This window comes from Halomonas sp. V046, assembly GCF_052645355.1.
Genome location: NZ_JBQXYF010000004.1, coordinates 139,747 through 156,657, shown reverse-complemented (window position 1 = coordinate 156,657; position 16,911 = coordinate 139,747). Strand labels below are relative to the sequence as shown.

Here is a 16,911-nt window from a genome sequence, read left to right as displayed (position 1 = left end):
TGCCGGCGACAGACCGAGCGTTCGTCATCAGGGGGGGACGCCATCGGGGGGGGTAACAGAGCCACGCGAGCGCAGCCACCCTCGCGGCTACTGCACCACCCCATCGATCTCGCGCACGAACGGCGGCAAGGCGTCGAGCAAGGCCCTCCCGTAGCGCCGGGTCAGCACGCGGCGATCGAGCAGCGTGATGCGTCCGGTATCCGCCTCCTTGCGAATCAGCCTGCCGCAGGCCTGGACCAGCTTGATCGAGGCATCCGGCACGCTGATGCGCATAAAGGGATTGCCGCCCTGGCTCTCGATCCATTCGGCCAAGGTCGCCCCCACCGGGTCATCGGGCACGGCGAACGGCAAACGCGTGATCACCACGTGGGTCAGGTAGTCACCCGGCAAGTCGATGCCCTCGGCGAAGCTCGCCAGACCAAACAGGACGCTGCCACCGCCGGCATCGACCGCGGCACGATGCCGCTCGACCAGTTCCCGCTTGGGCAACCGGTCCTGGGCCAGCACCCGATCGCGAGACTCTCGCGACAAGGCGCGCTCGACGCCACGCAGCTGCGCCCGGGAAGAGAACAGCACCAACACCGCCTCGTCCTGGCCCAGCGCTTCGACGAAGTCGACGATGGCGCGCTCATGACCTTCGCGATCGGCAGGATCCATGGCCTCTCGAGGCACACTGAGCACCGCACGCGAGTAGTCGAAGGGGCTCGGCAGGCGCTGGTAGCGATAGCGGTTGGCCAGCCCCGCCCTCTCCTGCAGGCGTTCGAAACGCCCGAGAGCGGTGAGCGTGGCCGACGTCACGACCGCGCCGAAACAACGCCCCCACAGCGACTTGGCCAGGGTATGCGCCGCCGACACCGGGCTTGCCGAAAAGGACAGCTCGGCCTCGCCCTGAAAGCGCTCCAGGATCAGCCAGCGCGCCCGCGGTGGCTCATTGGCCGCGTCGAGCTCGGCGAAGGCCTGCCACAGCGCGTGCGCCTCCAGCGCGCGCCCATGCAACAGCGCCAGCAGCGGCAACCAGGCCTCGGCCTGCTCGCGGGGCAACCCCGTCGCCTTCTCCGGGTCGAGGCTCTCGCGCAGGATATCGGTCATGCTCTCGAGCGAGCGTGACAGCTCGGCGAAGGGAATCACCAGCCCTTCGGCCTGCTCGCGCAGCGCATCCGGCACCCGGCCCATCTCGAAGCGATGCTGACCGCTGTCTTCGTCCTCCTGTAGACCGTCGGGCCGGTTGGCGAGCTGGTGGCCGAGGGCAAACACCTCGCCAAGGCGCGGCTCCACGGCCTCAAGCAGCGTCGGCATGTTACCCAGTAAACGCGCCAGGGTTGGCTGTACGCCGAGAGCCGTATTGAGCTCGGTGAGCGAGCCACGCAGGTTGCGCAGCCACCTAAGGCCACCGCCAACGCTGAAGCGATGAGTGAAGTGCTGGATCGCCTTGTCCGGCAGGTGGTGGCCTTCGTCGAAGACGTAGAGACAGTCGGCGGGGTCCGGCAGCACCATGCCACCGCCGAGGGCCAGGTCGGCCAGCACCAGGTCATGGTTGGCGACGATGATGTCGGCGCTCTCGAGATCGCGGCGGGCGCGAAAGAACGCGCAGGCACCGAAGTGCCCGCAGCGGCGATTGGTACACTGACGATGATCGACGGTGAGCCGGCGCCAGTGGCCATCGTCGATGGCCTCGCCCCAACTGTCGCGATCGCCTTCCCAGCGCCCGTTGCCGTAGGCATCTCCCATGCGCTGTACCAGGCTCTTGAACTCATCGCCCGGTGCGTCGAGGGCCTGCTCGAACAACGACAGCGTCGGGTTGTCCTCGGCCCCCTCCATGGCCTGGTCGAGCTTGGCGACACACACATAGCGCCCGCGACCCTTGGCCAGGGCATAGCCGAAAGCGAGCCCGCTATGCGCCTTGAGCGCCGGCAGGTCCTGATGCAGCACCTGCTCCTGCAGGGCCACCGTGGCGGTGGCCAGCACCAGTCGCTTGCCCCGAGCCTTGGCCACGGGCAGCGCCGAGAGCAGGTAGGCCAGCGTCTTGCCGGTGCCGGTCCCCGCCTCGAGCACGCAGACGTGTTCGTCGCTGACGCGCTTGCCGGCGTCGTCGAGTTCGATATTGCCCAGGGTTCGCGCGATCTCGGCGATCATCAGGCGCTGACCATAGCGCGGCGTCAGATCAAGCCCCTCCAGCACCCGGCGGTAGGCGGTTTGTATCTCGCTCTTGAGCACCTCTTCAAGCATGGCGGTCATCCGGGTGTGCAGTGCCTGTCATTGCCAGGTGGCGCCGCCCCAAGGGCCCTCCACTTGACCACTATCGAAAAGGCCGGCATCTGCCGGCCTCCTGCTCGCTGTGTGATGCGCGATTTACAGCATGCCTTCCGGCGGGTGCTCACAGGGCAGCTTGTCACCGATGAAGCGCTCGATCTCGGGCAGCGAGAACGCGTCTTCTTCACCGACGAAGCTGATCGATACGCCCTTGGCACCGGCACGTCCGGTACGACCGATCCGGTGGACATAGTCCTCCGGATCTTCCGGCAAGGTGTAGTTGATGACGTGACTGACGTCTTCGATATGGATGCCACGCCCGGCGACATCGGTGGCGACCAGCACCTGGACGCTGCCCTCACGGAACTCTTCGAGGGTGCGAATGCGCTGATTCTGTGGCACGTCACCCGACAGCATGGCGACGTTGATGTCGGCCTTCTTCAGCAGCTCAAGCAGGTTACGCACCAGATCGCGCCGGTTACCGAAGACCATGACGCGCTCGAAGCTCTCCTGCTGGAGCAGCTTGACCAGCAGACGCTGCTTGTCGTCGTCGCTGACCAGATAGACGCGCTGGTCGATATCGGCGGCGTTTTCGACGGTCACGGCGATCTCGACGTGGGCCGGATCGAGGGTCCACTGGCTCGCCAGATTGAGGATATCGTCGGTGAAGGTTGCCGAGAACAGGAACGTCTGGCGCTCCTCGGGCTTGGGCGTGTAGCGGATGATGCGCTTCACGTCCGGGATGAAGCCCATCGACAGCATCCGATCGGCCTCATCCAGCACCAGGACTTCCACCTGGCCAAGATCGATGTCGCGCTTCTGCTGAAAGTCCAGCAGACGACCCGGCGTTGCCACCAGAATATCGACGTTGCCGGCCAGGCCCTCTCGCTGCTTCTGGTAGTCCATGCCGCCGACGACGCTGGTCACGTTCAACGCGGTGAAGCGAGCCAGGGCCTTGGCGTCCTTCTCGATCTGCAGCGCCAACTCGCGGGTCGGAGCCACGATCAGGGCACGCGGCGCGCCGGCCTTCTGGCCGTCCGGCGCCGGCTCTTCCAGGAAGTAGGCCAACATGGAGATCAGGAAGGCCGCGGTCTTGCCGGTGCCGGTCTGGGCCTTGCCGACCACGTCTCCGCCCAGCAGCGTCTGGGTCAGTGCTTCGGCCTGAATCGGCGTGCAGTACTCGAAGCCTTCGGCGTGAATGGCACGCATCAGCGGCAGCGGCAGATCGAAGTCGTGGAACCGCCACTTGCCCGCCACGGCGGGCACCTGAAACTGGCGAAGATCCCAGCTGGACTGGCGGCGCCTCGGCTTGCGGCGACGACGCTTGGGCTTGCGGCTCTGGGCCGGTGCGGTGGTCTGTTCCGACTCGCTCATAGGCTGTGCTGTGTGTCCGTTTCGAGTGAAAAGAGAAAAATCCAAGGCGGGTATTGTACCAGCCTCTGACGATTTCGGCCCACCTACATGATGCACCCGTGGCGCTTCACTGTCAGAGCGGGCCGGCACACTGGTAGAATGCCGCCAACGATAAAGGAGCCCCGCGTCATGACACGCCGTAAGAAAACCCGATCTCTAGCCGACAAGGTGACCATTCGCACCGGTCGACGCAAGGATTTCAAGAAGTGGCGCCACGATAACCCCGACGAGGTCGTGTCGTCGCGTCGCTACACCCAGAAGAAACGCCAGCAGCGTAAACTGCAAGCCGCCAAGCGCCTGGAACGTCAGCAGTCAGCACCGACCATCGACATCCATCCCGAGCCCAAGGACACCGGCGACACGCCGCGTAAGGATAACGACTGATGCGCCTGGTGTCGTTCAACATCAATGGCCTGCGTGCACGCCCGCACCAGCTCGAGGCGCTGATCGAGGCGCACCAGCCGGCGCTGATCGGCCTTCAGGAAACCAAGGTCCAGGACAGCGAGTTTCCCCGCGAGGCCGTCGAAGCGATGGGCTACCACGTGCACTTCTTCGGCCAGAAGGGCCACTACGGCGTTGCCGTGATGACCCGAGAAGCGCCACTGGAAGTTCGCTACGGCCTGCCGGGAGACGCCGAAGACGCCCAGCGCCGCATGATCGGCGTGCGCCTGGCCTGCGCCGATGGCGAGCCACTGTGGGTCTACAACGGCTACTTTCCCCAGGGCGAAAACGTCGCTCACCCGACCAAGTATCCGCTCAAGCGCGCCTTCTACGAACAGCTGCAGACGCTGCTCGATGACCACCATCAGGCCGGCGAGCGCCTGGCTATCATGGGCGACTTCAACATCTCCCCGGCCGATATCGATATCGGCATCGGCGAGGACAACCGCAAGCGCTGGCTGCGCGAAGGCAAGACCAGCTTCCAGCCGGAAGAACGCGAGTGGCTCGACCGCCTCAAGGGCTGGGGCCTGACCGACAGCTACCGTCACCGCTATCCCGATGTCGACGACCTGTATAGCTGGTTCGACTACCGCTCCAAGGGCTTCGACCGCGAGCCCAAGCGGGGCCTGCGCATCGACTATATCCTGACCACCGATGCCCTGCGCGAGCGCATCACGGACGCCGGCATCGACTACCGGCTGCGCGGCATGGAGAAACCCTCGGACCACGCCCCGATCTGGACCCAGTTCGACCTTTGACATGGGGCTAGCGATGGGCCAAGCAAAAACAGCCTTGAGCCGAGCAAACAGCCCTGAGCCGAGCAAACAGCCAAGGCGTCCAACACCAGGGGGGCCATCAGCGCCTCGCTGAGCCCCACGCGCCCCTTCTCCCGGGCGTCTATCGACCATGCGTACGACCTGGACCTTGACGGCAACGATGCGGGCCGGTGGCAAAGCCGCCTGGGCGGTTCGACGCCGCGACCGTCGGTCGGTCATCGGGCCAGCCGCCAAGCGCAACGCCCCCGACGCCTGCGCAAGACAGGCATCGGGGGCGTTGGCGCAGCAGCGATGGAGATGCGGTTGTCTACGTGGCCGCCAGGTACGCCTGTGTCGACATCACGCTCCCGTAGCCGAACTCGAAGGCCGCCATCATGGCCGCGTGGACCTGAGCCGCAGGCACGCTCACCCCGCTGTACTTTAGATCGAGAGTGGCACAGGCATCGTGCAATACGGTGGCCGGGTACCCCATATCAACGGCGGCACGCACGCAGGCATCGACACACATGTGGCTCATCGCACCGATAATCACGACTTCGTCGACCCCATGCGCCGTGAGCTGCTGCTTGAGATCGGTGTCGCGAAACGCGTTGATGTGATTCTTGACGATGACCGGCTCATTGCCGACCGGCGCCACCGCGGGCTGGATCTCGACGCCGTCGGTGCCCGGCACGAATGCCGGCGCCTCACTACCGGCGAACTCGTGGCGAATGTGAAAGACGGGGATGCCCTTCGCCCGGGCATCGGCGATCACCTTGGCGGCATTGTCGACGGCGGCCTCGATGCCCGCCAGAGGCAGCTTACCGCTGGGCAGGTACTCGTTCTGCAAATCGATGACGATCAAACCGGACGTCTTCATGGGCTAGCTCCTTGAGCGGATGAATAGCCCCAATGTTCGCCGGTAGCTGACATGGCGAGAAGTGGCGCCATGGACATTTTTGGTGTCGATAGCGACAGCAACCGTCAACTGTCCTGGGCCGTATCGCGATGCTTAGCCGTGTGCGCCCTGGCCGCTTGCGCTAAAGCGACGGCGATACGCGCTGGGAGACAAACCGACGATGCGCGTAAATACCTTGCGCAAGGCGCCGGGGTCGCTGTAGCCGACTTCCCACGCCACACGGTCGATGGAGGCGTTGCCGAACTGCAGCAACTCACGGGCCCGCCCCACGCGCAGGCGCTGGCAGTATTCGGTCGTTGTCATGCCGGTGGCCTTGTGGAAGCGACGCAGGAGTGTGCGCTCTTCCAGTCCGGCCTGCGCGGCCAAGGTGCGCAGTGCCACGTCCTTGGCCTGGGTGGCCTGCAGCCAGTGCTGGACCTTGAGGACCGCCGCATCGCCATGCGTCAATCGGGGAGAAAACACGCTGTAGTAGCGCTGCTCCCGGCCCGGCGGATCCACCAGCAGCATGCGCGCCGTTTCGATCATGATCGTGGGGCCCAGTAGCCGATCCACGAGCCGGAGCCCCAAGTCCGTCCAGGCCATGAGCCCTCCGGCCGTCATGACATCACCATCGTCGATGATCAACTGGTCCGCATCCACGTGTACGTCGGGGTATCGCCGTTGCAGCAATTCGGCATACGTCCAGTGAGTGGTCATCGTGCGCCCTGCCATCAGGCCGGTGGCCGCCAGTGGAAAGGCACCGGCGCAGACCGAGCCCAAGGCGACGCCTTCCGCGTGCCGCTCACGCAGCCACACCGTCAGCGGCAGGATCTCATCCGCCGCGATCGGTTCCGGTTCGTTCAGCGTGGGCGGCAGGATCAGCGCCGACAGCACGGAAGGCGCGCCCGGGGCACTATCGAACACACGCTCCGGGCTTGCATCGGCGGCGTGCTGTTGCCAATGCGTTACCCGCAGCGGCGGCTCGGACTGCCGAAGACGCGACGAGGCCATGCGATTCGCGACACGAAACAGGTCGGTCAGGCCCAGGACAGCCGCCTGCTGCGCCCCCGGATAAAGCACCACCCCTATCTCGATCATCGGCATGTTTCCCTTTGGCGCGACGACCGTCGCTGTCTATCGGCATCTCCATTCGCCACGTTAGCACCGCCAATCGACGCTGCAGCGGGCGTCTGCGAGGGCCTGGGTCGCAAGACATTTCAACGACGCCTTCCGGTGTGCCAGCGCTGAGCTTCCAGCCTGTCCTGAACCGGCTCAACGCCTGTTCCAGATAGTCGTTTCCAGCAACTGAACAAGCTAGGCTCGAGCGTTTATGCTTGAGGAAAAGGTCCTGTCTGGGACGGCCTGAAAACACCGAACCGAAGGACCCGTGCGGCCACCGGCGCCACGAGATGATGTCACACCCGCTGGCGCGATCTGTCCCACTATCGCTTGACGGGACTGTGCCCCCACTCATGCCGATCGTAAGCGACGAGCCTATCGCCATGCGTGACGTGGGACATGCCTTCACCTACTTGTCACTGGCTCCTTGTCACTGACTCCTTGCCACTGGCTACTTGTCACTGCTCCCACTCGCGCCGTCACTAAGCGCTGCAAGCCAGGCCGCGGCGCCGTCGGCCCCGCCTCGCTGCGCGCGGCTCAAGGCCTGACGCGCCAGCTCGGTCTTGCCCCAGCCTGAGGCCAATTGACCGAGGGTCAACCAGTCCTCGGCGGCGCCGCTCTCCTCGGCGACGGCTCGCCAGGCACTCAGCGCCTGATCGTGGCTGCGTGCGGCCTGCCAGGCCTGAGCCAGCAGGCGACGGTTGGCGGGGGTGTCGGCAAGACGGCCATCGTCCAGCGCGCTGGAGAGCAGCTCCGCGGCACGCGCGGGGGTGCCTGCCGCCAGGTGCAGCCTGATGCGCCGTTCGAGATCCTCGGCGCCGGACAGAAGCCCGCGTCGCCAAGCGCTCTCCCACAGCGCTGCGGCGCGGCGCGGATCGCCGAGTCGCTGGGCCAGCGCGGCGGCGCGGCGCCATGCCTCAGGATCGTCGCCTGCCTGCCTGAGCTGGGCCTCCAGCGCCGCCAGGGCCGCATCGAGCCGGCCACTGCGCTGCATGACCGTGGCGAGCAGTGCCAATCGCTCGGGCGTCGGCGAGGGATCCGCCTTGTGCGCGGCGTCGACCCAATCGGCAGCGCTGTCCCAGGCCTCACGCCTGGCCGCTAGCTGGGCCATCAACCACCGCTCCTCGACGCTATCGGGATGCCGTTCGAGCCAGTCGGCGAGCAGGTCGCTACCCTCCTCCCAGCGCTCGGCTGCCAGTCTCAACCCGGCCTCCTGACGCTGCCAGCGATCACGCTGGCTCGTCTCCACACCGTCGACGCTGCGCGCAGCCGCCAGATGGTCGGCGGCCTCCAGGGGTTTATCGAGGGATGCCTCGGCGCTTGCCGCAAGCTGCAGATACAGTGCCCGAGCCCAGCGATCGGAGGCATTGCCGCCCCGGAGCCTCTCGGCCTGGTCCTCGGCCCTCGACTCGACGCCGCCTGGATCGCCGGCGAGCGCCTGCTCGAGACCCTTGAGATCGGCGATGATACCCGCCGATAGGGTCGGCGCCGCGTTAGCCGCGGTGCAGGCCAACGCCATCACCGCGCCGACCGCCACCGCCATGATGCGCGGGCGGCCAGGCAGCGCATGGGAGAGAACGTGAACGATGCTCATTTCAGCTGAAACTCCAATCGCTGCCTGGCACGCCGGAGCCCCGACGCCGACTCGAAGCGCCAGCCGGCGATCGCATCGGTGGCGGCCCGTTCGAAGGTGCGCCGTGGGCTCGCCTCGAGCACCTCGATGCTGCCGCGATCGACGCTGCCGTCGGCGCGGATCAGGAACTGCACAATGACGTAACCCTCGAGACCTCGCCGCTGAGCCCTGGAGGGATACTGAGGCGGCACCTTGCTGGTGGCCCGCGCCGAGGTGCCAACGTCGACCGGTGTGTTAGACGCCGGCGCGGCCTGGGAAGCGGCGCTGCCGCTGGCGGCTGCCGGCGACGGGCTGGGCGACGGGCTAGGTGCCGGCGACGGGCTGGGCGACGGGCTAGGTGCCGGCGACGGGCTGGGTGTCGGCCTGGGTGCAGGTTGCGGCTCTGGTTGCGGTTCGGGCTCTGGTTCAGGCTGAGGTTCGGGTTCAGGCGGCGTCTCGGTCAGCTCGGGCAGCCGGCTGTCCATGGCGAGTTCCGGCATGTCCATGGCCGGCATCTCGGGTTCGGGCAGGGCGATTTCGCTATCGACCGTCGGTGCCGGACTCGGCGGCGGCGGTGCGGATGCCGTGGGCGGCGGTGGCGGTGGTGCCGAGGACGGCGCCGCTTCGCTTGGCGTCTCGGCCTCGGGGGCCGGCGCCTCGGCGAGCGTCAGGGTGATCTCCTCCCGCAGCTCTGGCTCCGCCTGGGGCGGCACCACCAGCAGCGCCAACAAGGCGAACAGCACCAGGGTCAGCAGCGAACCGGCAATCAGGGACAGCACTCGCCGCATCAGCCAGCGCTCCGCTGTGCCGCTACCGCCACCTTGTCCACGTCGGCATCGCGCAGCCGATCCATGACCTCGATCAGCACGCCGGTGGCGGCCTCACGATCGGCCTGGATCACCACCGAGCCGTCATCGCTGACCATGCCGGCGACCGTGGTGCCGATGCGATGAATATCGACGGGTTCGCCGTCCACCCACACCGCGCCTTCCGGGGTAATCGCCACCAGCACCTGCACGTCGGGCCTCGCGCTCGCCGCACTCGACTCAGGCCGCTCGATCTCGACCCCGCTTTCCTTGATGAAGCTGGTGGTCACGATGAAGAAGATCAACATGATGAACACCACGTCCAGCATCGGGGTCAGGTTGACCTCACTGGATTCGTCCGAGGCGGCCGATAGCCTGCGCCTACGCATGTGCATCCTCCGCGGCACGGGCGAGGCGATCATGCAGCTTCTGATCCTCGCGCCGAATGATATGTTCAAGACGGGTAATAAAGAGCAGGCCCACCACCGACACGGCCATGCCGGTCAACGTCGGCAGGGTCGCCCGCGCCACGCCATCGGCCATGGCGCGAGCCTGGTTGGTACCGGCCAACGAGAGACTATCGAATACCGTGATCATGCCGGTGACGGTGCCAAGAAGCCCCAGCAGCGGGCAGATCACCACCAGCAGACGCAACCAGGGCAAGGGACCGCGCAGCCCCTGGATCAGGTCTCTCACCCAGACCTCACGCAGCGTCATGGCGCTCCAGCTGGTGCGGTCCCCGCGCGCGACCCACTGGCCAACCAACGCCTGGCGAGCCGGGCGGTAGTGGAAGCGAAAGAACCACCAACGCTCGAGGCCCACCGAGAACAGCAGCATGGCCACGAACGCAATCACGACCAGGACCGGGCCACCGGCATCGATCAACCGGGCAAGCGGATCAAGCCAGGGCATCGGCATGGTGCCTGGCCTCGCTTGGCGATGTCGACGGCGCGCGATCCGCCTCCAGACGATCGGCAAGCACGGCGCTGGCGCGCCCTTCCATGGTGCCGATCAGGGCACGCGAGCGTGCCGACAGCGCGGTATGGGCGAACAGCAGCGGGACCGCGGTGATCAGACCCAACACGGTGGTCACCAGCGCCTGACTGATGCCGCCGGCCATCAACTGCGGATCGCCGGTGCCAAACACCGTGATCGACTGGAAGGTCACGATCATGCCGGTGACGGTTCCGAGCAGGCCGAGTAGAGGCGCCACGGCGGCCAGCATCTTGACCAGGGCCTGACCACGCTCGATGCGCGGCTGCTCGGCGAGCATCGCCTCGTCGAGACGCGCCTCCAGGGCCTCGGGCGCGTGGCCCGCACCGAAGGCATGAAAGCGATTAAGCACGCGTCCCAACGGATTGTCCGCGCGCAGATTGTCGAGATCGGCCAACTGGCGCCGCGTGGTCATGCTGACACGCAGCAGATACAGGTACTGGCCGAGGGCGATGACCAGGCCGAGGGCCCCCAGCGCCACCACGACCCAGCCCACCGCACCGCCCTGCTGGAAGCGCTGCCACAGGGTCGGCTGAAGGGCCAACGCCTGAAGCACGCGTCCCTCGGCGGGGTCCACCGGCACTACGTTGCTGTCCCCCGCGGAGAAGGCGTTGAGGCGCTCGGCCACGATGCCCGGCGTATGCTCGATCACCGCCAGGCGACCGTCCTCCCCGACGCGCTCAAGCAGCTGATCGTTGCTGAAGGCAAGCTGATCGCCGATTCGGGTCACCGGACGCGACGCCACGCGACCATCGGCGGCGGCCACCGGCGCATCGAGGCTCACCACTCGAGCCGTCTCGGCGGTCAGCCCCATCAGGCTATCGGCGAGCCGCTCGATCTGATCGAGGGTGACGATCTCATCGTCGCCGAGGCGCTCCGGGAGCTCGACTCGGGCGCCCACCGTCAGCCAGCTGTTGGCAAGGTCATCACGCAGCTCGCCGCCTTCGGCGGCGACACTGGCGAAGACGCCGGCCAGATCACCGCCCTGGGCATCGCGTTCGGCGTTCAGCGCATCGAGAGTTGCGCTCAATTCCTGCTGACGGGCCTCCAGGCTTTCGCGCCGTTCACGCGCCGCGGCCAGGTCGGCCTGGGCCTTGTCGAGTGCGGCCGACAGCGCCTCGCTATCATCGACAAGCCCCGCCAGGCGCGCGCTATCCCGGGCCTCGGCGGCCTCGCGGTCGGCGCGCAGGGTGCTCAGCGCGGCGCCGACGCTCCCCGCTTGAGACGGCGCTTGCGCCTGGGCCTGCTCCTGAGGCTGCTCTTGAGATGAGGCCGGCGACGCCTCCTGGGCCTGGACGGCGAGCGGCGCCGCGGCCATCACGCTCAGGGCGGCGGCGCCTAGCATGTTCCGGGCGTTGAGTCGCATGCCGCGGGCGCTGACTGGCAAGAAACGGCCATGACCCCGGGCGCTGACTGGCAAGAGACGGCCATGACCCCGGGCGCCGACTGGCGAGAGACGGCCATGACCCAGGGCGCTTCGACATGTGACGAACGCAGACAACACCAGCGCCTTCATGAGCGTCCCTCCAGCGGCTGGGACAGCGGCAGATCGAGCAGTGCCGGCGCACGCTGATCCCTAACGATACTCATGCCCTTGCCGACTTCACTGCGGGCGTTGGCATCCAGCGGCTGCCAGCCATGCTCGGCCACCTTCCACACGCCGCCTTCGCTGCCATCCGGCGTCAGGTAATACCAGCCGACCCGACCCAGGCGCAGGAAGTCCACTTCGCGGCCGTCCGTCTCGCCATCGGTAGCGGCCAGGCGTCCCCGCCAGGCATCGAGCTCACGCCCATACTCGAGCTCGGCACGCCAGGCGCCCAGGACCCGCTCGAGCTTCTCGCCATCGCCAAGGGCCGGATCACTCAAGGCGCTCTGCAACGAGGCGACCCTGGCGCGACGCTCGTCGTGTAGAAAAGGCAGGTCCTGGTCGACCCACGTCGACAGGCGCTCGGTCATGTCGGCGAGGCGTCCCGGCAAGGCCTCACGGGTCTCGGACAGCGTCGCCAGCGCCGCCTCGCGCTCGGTGGCGGTCTCGGCCTGGCGCTCGACCTGAGGGGCCAGGGCGGCGTTGTAGCTCTCGAGGCGACGCGCCTCGGTCTCGGCCTGGCGCAGTGCTTGAATGTTCTCGCGCACCGCCTCATCGGCGGCATCGATCCTGGTCTGCAGCTCGGCCTGGGCACGCTGCGCCGCCAGTGCCTCATCGCTGAGATTCCCCTCGGCGATCGCCAGCGGCGCAGCCATGACAGCGGCCGCCAGCGCGAAGACGCAAAGGCCGCGGCGCAGACTCGGCGAGACGCTAGCGCCCCCGCCAAACCAGCGTGGGGAGGAAGGGATAGTCGACTGCACGTTGCCTCCGATACGTCGGGCACGCACCGAGAACTCGGCGCGCAAAAGTGGCGGATACAGTATCGCAAACACGAATAGTTATCAATGTTGGCACGACCTTTGGGCACAACGCAAAGCGCCAAGGAAGGGCAGCGCCTGACCGCGAGCGAGGACGCCATCAGGCGCGTCCCAAGGCCACTGGACACCGCTGCCCCCCTCCCGAGCGCCTCGGCACCACCGGCGCAGGAGCAGGCCGCTACCTCGAAAATCCGCGTCTCGAACCCACGTATAGAACGACAGAACCCCCGATGCGATGCATCGGGGGTTCGTCATGCCGTGGGCTCAGTGCCCTCAAGCGCCCTCAAGCGCCGTGGATAGCGTCGCGCTCGCGGTTCGCCGACAGACACGCGGTGTGGCGTCTAGCGTCGCGCTCGCCGCACCGCCGCGTCATAGCTTGCCATCGAGCTCCGGAATGGCCTCGAACAGATCGGCCACCAGGCCGTAGTCCGCGACCTGGAAGATCGGCGCCTCTTCGTCTTTGTTGATCGCGACGATGACCTTGGAGTCTTTCATCCCCGCCAGGTGCTGGATGGCACCCGAGATGCCGACGGCGATGTACAGATCCGGAGCGACGATCTTGCCGGTCTGGCCCACCTGCATGTCGTTGGGCACGTAGCCCGCGTCCACCGCAGCTCGCGATGCACCGATGGCGGCGCCGAGCTTGTCGGCGATGCTGTCGAGAATCTTGAAGTTCTCGCCGCTGCCCATGCCACGACCACCGGAAATAACGATCTTGGCGGCGCCGAGTTCGGGACGATCGCTCTTGGCAAGCTCCTCGCCGACGAAGCTCGACAGGCTATTGGCAACGCTTGCCGCGACGGGTTCGACGGCGGCGCTACCACCCTCACCCACGGCGTCGAAACCGGTGGAGCGAACGGTGATGACCTTGAGCGCGTCGTCGCTTTTGACCGTGGCGATGGCGTTACCGGCATAGATCGGGCGCTTGAAGGTATCGGCGCTCTCGACGGCGATGATCTCGGAGATCTGGGCCACGTCCTTGAGCGCAGCGAGCCGCGGCAGCACGTTCTTGCCGGTGGTCGAGGCCGCCGCCAGCACGTGGCTGTAGTCGTCGGCGAGGCTAACCAGCAGATCGGCCATGGGCTCGGCCAACTGGTGGGCGAACACCTCGCCATCGGCGACCCGTACACGCTTGACGCCGTCGAGCTTGGCGGCGGCCTCGGCAATGGCGCCGACGTCCTGGCCTGCCACCAGCACATCGATATCGCCGCCGATGGCCTTTGCAGCGGCCACCACATGGGCGGTCGCTTCACCGAGATGACCGTCGTGATGTTCGGCTAAGACAAGAATGCTCATGAAATCACCTTGGCTTCGTTCTTGAGTTTGTCGACGAGCTCGTCCACGGAGCCCACTTTCACGCCGCCCTGACGCTCGGCGGGCGGCTCGACCTTGACCAGGGTCAGGCGAGAAGCCACTTCCACGCCGAGATCGGCCGGCGTGGTGACGTCCATCGGCTTCTTCTTGGCCTTCATGATGTCCGGCAGCTTGGCGTAGCGCGGCTCGTTCAAGCGCAGATCGGTGGTTACCACCGCGGGCAGGGCCAGCTCCACGGTCTGCAGACCGCCGTCGATTTCACGGATGACCTTGAGCTTGTCGCCGTCGACACTGACGTCCGAGGCGAAGGTGCCCTGGGCCATGCCGGTCAGCGCAGCCAGCATCTGGCCGGTCTGATTGTTATCGGAATCGATGGCCTGCTTGCCGAGAATCACGAGCCCCGGGCTCTCCTGCTCGACCACCTTGGCCAGGGCCTTGGCCGCGCCGAGAGACTCGACGCGCTCATCGGTCTCGACATGAATGGCGCGATCGGCGCCAAGCGCCAACGCCGTGCGCAGCTGCTCCTGGGCGGCCTTGGGGCCGACCGTCACGGCGACAACCTCGGTGGCCACGCCCTTTTCCTTGAGCCGCACCGCTTCTTCCACGGCGATCTCGCAGAACGGGTTCATGGCCATCTTGACGTTGGTCAAATCCACATCGCTGCCATCCGGCTTGACCCGGATCTTGACGTTGTAGTCGATGACGCGTTTGACCGCGACGAGTACTTTCATGTTGTCCTCGCTTGGTTCACCCTTGGAACCGTCGATGAAGAACGCCACGAGCTAGGCCGTGGGCTGTCTTTGAGCCTGATCGCCACCCTGGTCACACGCGGCGCCTTAGAACCATCCGATAGGTTTCTAGACGTTTCATGCAAGCGTTTGATAGGGGCTCTGAAAACCTCTTCAATGTGCCACAGCCTGACGCTTGGCAACAATCCCTACGCGCCCCGCCCTCGATGATGACCGTCTCACAGTAGGCCATCGTAAGGATGGCCTGGCGACGCTATTATGCCTATCATGGGGTTAGTCTTGAAGCAAACGACCGTTTAAAATCTGTTCGACGTTGGTGGTAGACCGTCCCCAGCGCCGATGCCAGGAGGAGAGGACTCGATGACAGAACAAGTAGAACGCGACACCATGGATTTCGACGTGGTCATCGTCGGTGCAGGCCCTTCGGGGCTCGCCGCTGCCTGCCGTCTGATGCAGCAGGCAACCGAAGCGGAGCAGGAATTGACCGTATGCGTGGTCGAAAAGGGCTCCGAGGTCGGCGCCCACATCCTCTCCGGCGCGGTATTCGAGCCGCGCGCCCTGACCGAGCTGTTCCCCGACTGGCAGGAACGTGGTGCCCCGCTCACCACTCCCGCCGTGCGCGATGAGCTCTACCTGCTCAAGGATGCCGACAAGGCCCAGAAACTGCCCAATGCGCTGGTCCCGAAGACCATGCACAATACCGGCGGCGACCAGACTCGCTACGTCATTTCCGCCGGCAACCTGTGCCGCTGGCTGGCGGAACAGGCCGAAGCGCTCGGGGTCGAGATCTTCCCGGGCTTCGCCGCCCAGGAAGCCATCGTCGAAGACGGCGTGGTGCGCGGCATCCTGATCGGAGACATGGGCGTGGGTGCCGACGGCAGCGAGAAATCCGGCCATATGCCGGGCATGGAGCTGCGCGCCAAGTACACGCTGTTTGCCGAAGGCGCTCGTGGCCACATCGGCAAGCGCCTGATCGCGGAATATTCCCTCGATCAGGGCCGTGATCCTCAGCACTACGCCATCGGACTCAAGGAGTTGTGGGACATCCCCGCCGACAAGTACGAGCCCGGGCTGGTGCTGCATGGCTCTGGCTGGCCCCTGGACAAGCACACGCACGGCGGCTGGTTTCTCTACCATGGCGACAACCAGCAGGCGGTGGTCGGCCTGATCATGGACCTGGCCTATCACAACCCCTACCTCTCGCCCTTTGACGAGTTCCAGCGCATGAAGCATCACCCGGTGCTCAAGCAGCATCTCGAGGGCGGCAAGCGCGTGGCCTACGGCGCCCGCGCCATCGCCAAGGGCGGGATCAACAGCCTGCCGAAGATGACCTTCCCGGGGGGACTCTTGATCGGCTGCGATGCCGGCACCCTGAATTTTGCCAAGATCAAGGGCCTGCACACCGCCATGAAGTCGGGCCTGGTGGCCGCCGAAAGCGTCTTCGCGGCGCTCAAGAATGGCGACGAGGGCGGCAAGGAACTCAGTGCCTTTACCCAGCTATGGGAAGAGAGCTGGGCCTATCAGGAGCTCAAAGACAGCGCGAGCTTCGGCCCTGCCATTCACAAGTACGGCACCGTCGGCGGTGGTGCCTACAATTTTGTCGATCAACTACTCGGCGGAAAATTGCCGACCGTGCACGACACCAAGCCGGATTACGCCACTCTCAAGCCGGCCGCCGAGTTCGACAAGATCGATTATCCCAAGCCCGACGGTAAACTCTCCTTCGACAAGCCGTCCTCGGTGTTCCTGTCCAACACCAATCATGAGGAAGACCAACCCTGTCACTTGAAGCTCGCCGATCCCGACCTGCCGATTCGCGACAACCTGCCCGAGTACGCGGAGCCGGCCGTACGTTATTGCCCGGCGGGCGTGTACGAGGTCGTCGAGGACGATGCCGGCAAGCCGAAGTTCCAGATCAACTTCCAGAACTGCGTGCACTGCAAGACCTGTGACATCAAGGATCCGGCCCAGAACATCACCTGGGTCGCACCCGAAGGCGGCGGCGGGCCAAATTACCCGAACATGTGATCGCCACGTCGGCAAGCGATACGCGAACCCGTGTCGCTCACCTCCGCGGGCGGGGCCATCGGCCCCGCCCGCTATCGCCTTGTCGTGCCTTGCCGTGCCAACTGACGCACCTGCGGCGCTGTTCGCTCCT

15 protein-coding genes are annotated in these 16,911 nt (G+C 66.1%); 3 read left to right on the top strand and 12 right to left on the bottom strand.

Annotation, left to right across the window (positions count from 1 at the left end; translation table 11 throughout):
- Positions 1-87: 87 nt before the first annotated feature.
- Both dinG and rhlB read right to left on the bottom strand, forming a co-directional pair.
- Positions 88-2,226: an ATP-dependent DNA helicase DinG gene (gene dinG / locus ACUN9Y_RS06755; protein ID WP_445459916.1), complete on the bottom strand. Its 2,139-nt coding sequence runs from the start codon at positions 2,224-2,226 to the stop codon at positions 88-90.
- 123 nt (positions 2,227-2,349) lie between these two features.
- Complete coding sequence (gene rhlB, locus ACUN9Y_RS06750; RefSeq protein ID WP_445459915.1) at positions 2,350-3,624, bottom strand: ATP-dependent RNA helicase RhlB; 1,275 nt, start codon at positions 3,622-3,624, stop codon at positions 2,350-2,352.
- Positions 3,625-3,792: 168 nt separating this feature from the next.
- Here rhlB and ACUN9Y_RS06745 point away from each other — a divergent pair, with 168 nt between their 5' ends.
- Both ACUN9Y_RS06745 and xthA read left to right on the top strand, forming a co-directional pair.
- A complete protein-coding gene (locus ACUN9Y_RS06745) occupies positions 3,793-4,047 on the top strand; it encodes a hypothetical protein (protein WP_445459914.1) in 255 nt (84 codons plus the stop codon).
- Positions 4,047-4,862, top strand: coding sequence for an exodeoxyribonuclease III (gene xthA / locus ACUN9Y_RS06740; RefSeq protein ID WP_445459913.1), 816 nt, complete (start codon positions 4,047-4,049; stop codon positions 4,860-4,862). Before ACUN9Y_RS06745 ends, xthA begins: the two co-directional genes overlap by 1 nt.
- Positions 4,863-5,187: 325 nt before the next feature.
- On the opposite strand, the gene ACUN9Y_RS06735 is transcribed toward xthA, so the two are convergent.
- The 10 genes from ACUN9Y_RS06735 to ACUN9Y_RS06690 form a co-directional block, all read right to left on the bottom strand.
- Positions 5,188-5,739 (bottom strand): cysteine hydrolase family protein, encoded by a 552-nt coding sequence (locus ACUN9Y_RS06735; protein ID WP_445459912.1) that lies wholly within the window; start codon positions 5,737-5,739, stop codon positions 5,188-5,190.
- Positions 5,740-5,871: 132 nt separating this feature from the next.
- Positions 5,872-6,861, bottom strand: a complete 990-nt coding sequence (locus tag ACUN9Y_RS06730; protein ID WP_445459911.1) for a GlxA family transcriptional regulator — start codon at positions 6,859-6,861, stop codon at positions 5,872-5,874.
- A 466-nt stretch (positions 6,862-7,327) separates the two neighbouring features.
- Entirely contained in the window at positions 7,328-8,470 is a 1,143-nt protein-coding gene (locus ACUN9Y_RS06725; protein WP_445459910.1) for a hypothetical protein, read from the bottom strand.
- Positions 8,467-9,276, bottom strand: coding sequence for an energy transducer TonB (locus ACUN9Y_RS06720; RefSeq protein WP_445459909.1), 810 nt, complete (start codon positions 9,274-9,276; stop codon positions 8,467-8,469). Before ACUN9Y_RS06720 ends, ACUN9Y_RS06725 begins: the two co-directional genes overlap by 4 nt.
- Positions 9,276-9,683 carry an ExbD/TolR family protein gene (locus tag ACUN9Y_RS06715; protein WP_445459908.1) on the bottom strand — a complete coding sequence of 136 codons (408 nt, stop codon included), beginning with the start codon at positions 9,681-9,683 and terminating at the stop codon, positions 9,276-9,278. The genes ACUN9Y_RS06720 and ACUN9Y_RS06715 overlap by 1 nt, the downstream gene beginning before the upstream one ends.
- Positions 9,676-10,212 (bottom strand): MotA/TolQ/ExbB proton channel family protein, encoded by a 537-nt coding sequence (locus ACUN9Y_RS06710; RefSeq protein WP_445459907.1) that lies wholly within the window; start codon positions 10,210-10,212, stop codon positions 9,676-9,678. The genes ACUN9Y_RS06715 and ACUN9Y_RS06710 overlap by 8 nt, the downstream gene beginning before the upstream one ends.
- Positions 10,193-11,632, bottom strand: coding sequence for a MotA/TolQ/ExbB proton channel family protein (locus ACUN9Y_RS06705; RefSeq protein WP_445459906.1), 1,440 nt, complete (start codon positions 11,630-11,632; stop codon positions 10,193-10,195). The genes ACUN9Y_RS06710 and ACUN9Y_RS06705 overlap by 20 nt, the downstream gene beginning before the upstream one ends.
- 167 nt (positions 11,633-11,799) lie before the next feature.
- Positions 11,800-12,633 carry a DUF3450 domain-containing protein gene (locus tag ACUN9Y_RS06700; protein ID WP_445459905.1) on the bottom strand — a complete coding sequence of 278 codons (834 nt, stop codon included), beginning with the start codon at positions 12,631-12,633 and terminating at the stop codon, positions 11,800-11,802.
- Between the two features lie 426 nt (positions 12,634-13,059).
- Complete coding sequence (locus tag ACUN9Y_RS06695; protein WP_445459904.1) at positions 13,060-13,986, bottom strand: electron transfer flavoprotein subunit alpha/FixB family protein; 927 nt, start codon at positions 13,984-13,986, stop codon at positions 13,060-13,062.
- Positions 13,983-14,735: an electron transfer flavoprotein subunit beta/FixA family protein gene (locus tag ACUN9Y_RS06690; protein ID WP_445459903.1), complete on the bottom strand. Its 753-nt coding sequence runs from the start codon at positions 14,733-14,735 to the stop codon at positions 13,983-13,985. The genes ACUN9Y_RS06695 and ACUN9Y_RS06690 overlap by 4 nt, the downstream gene beginning before the upstream one ends.
- 378 nt (positions 14,736-15,113) lie before the next feature.
- On the opposite strand from ACUN9Y_RS06690, the gene ACUN9Y_RS06685 reads away from it, so the two are divergent.
- Positions 15,114-16,781: an electron transfer flavoprotein-ubiquinone oxidoreductase gene (locus ACUN9Y_RS06685; RefSeq protein ID WP_445459902.1), complete on the top strand. Its 1,668-nt coding sequence runs from the start codon at positions 15,114-15,116 to the stop codon at positions 16,779-16,781.
- The last annotated feature ends 130 nt before the right edge of the window (positions 16,782-16,911 follow it).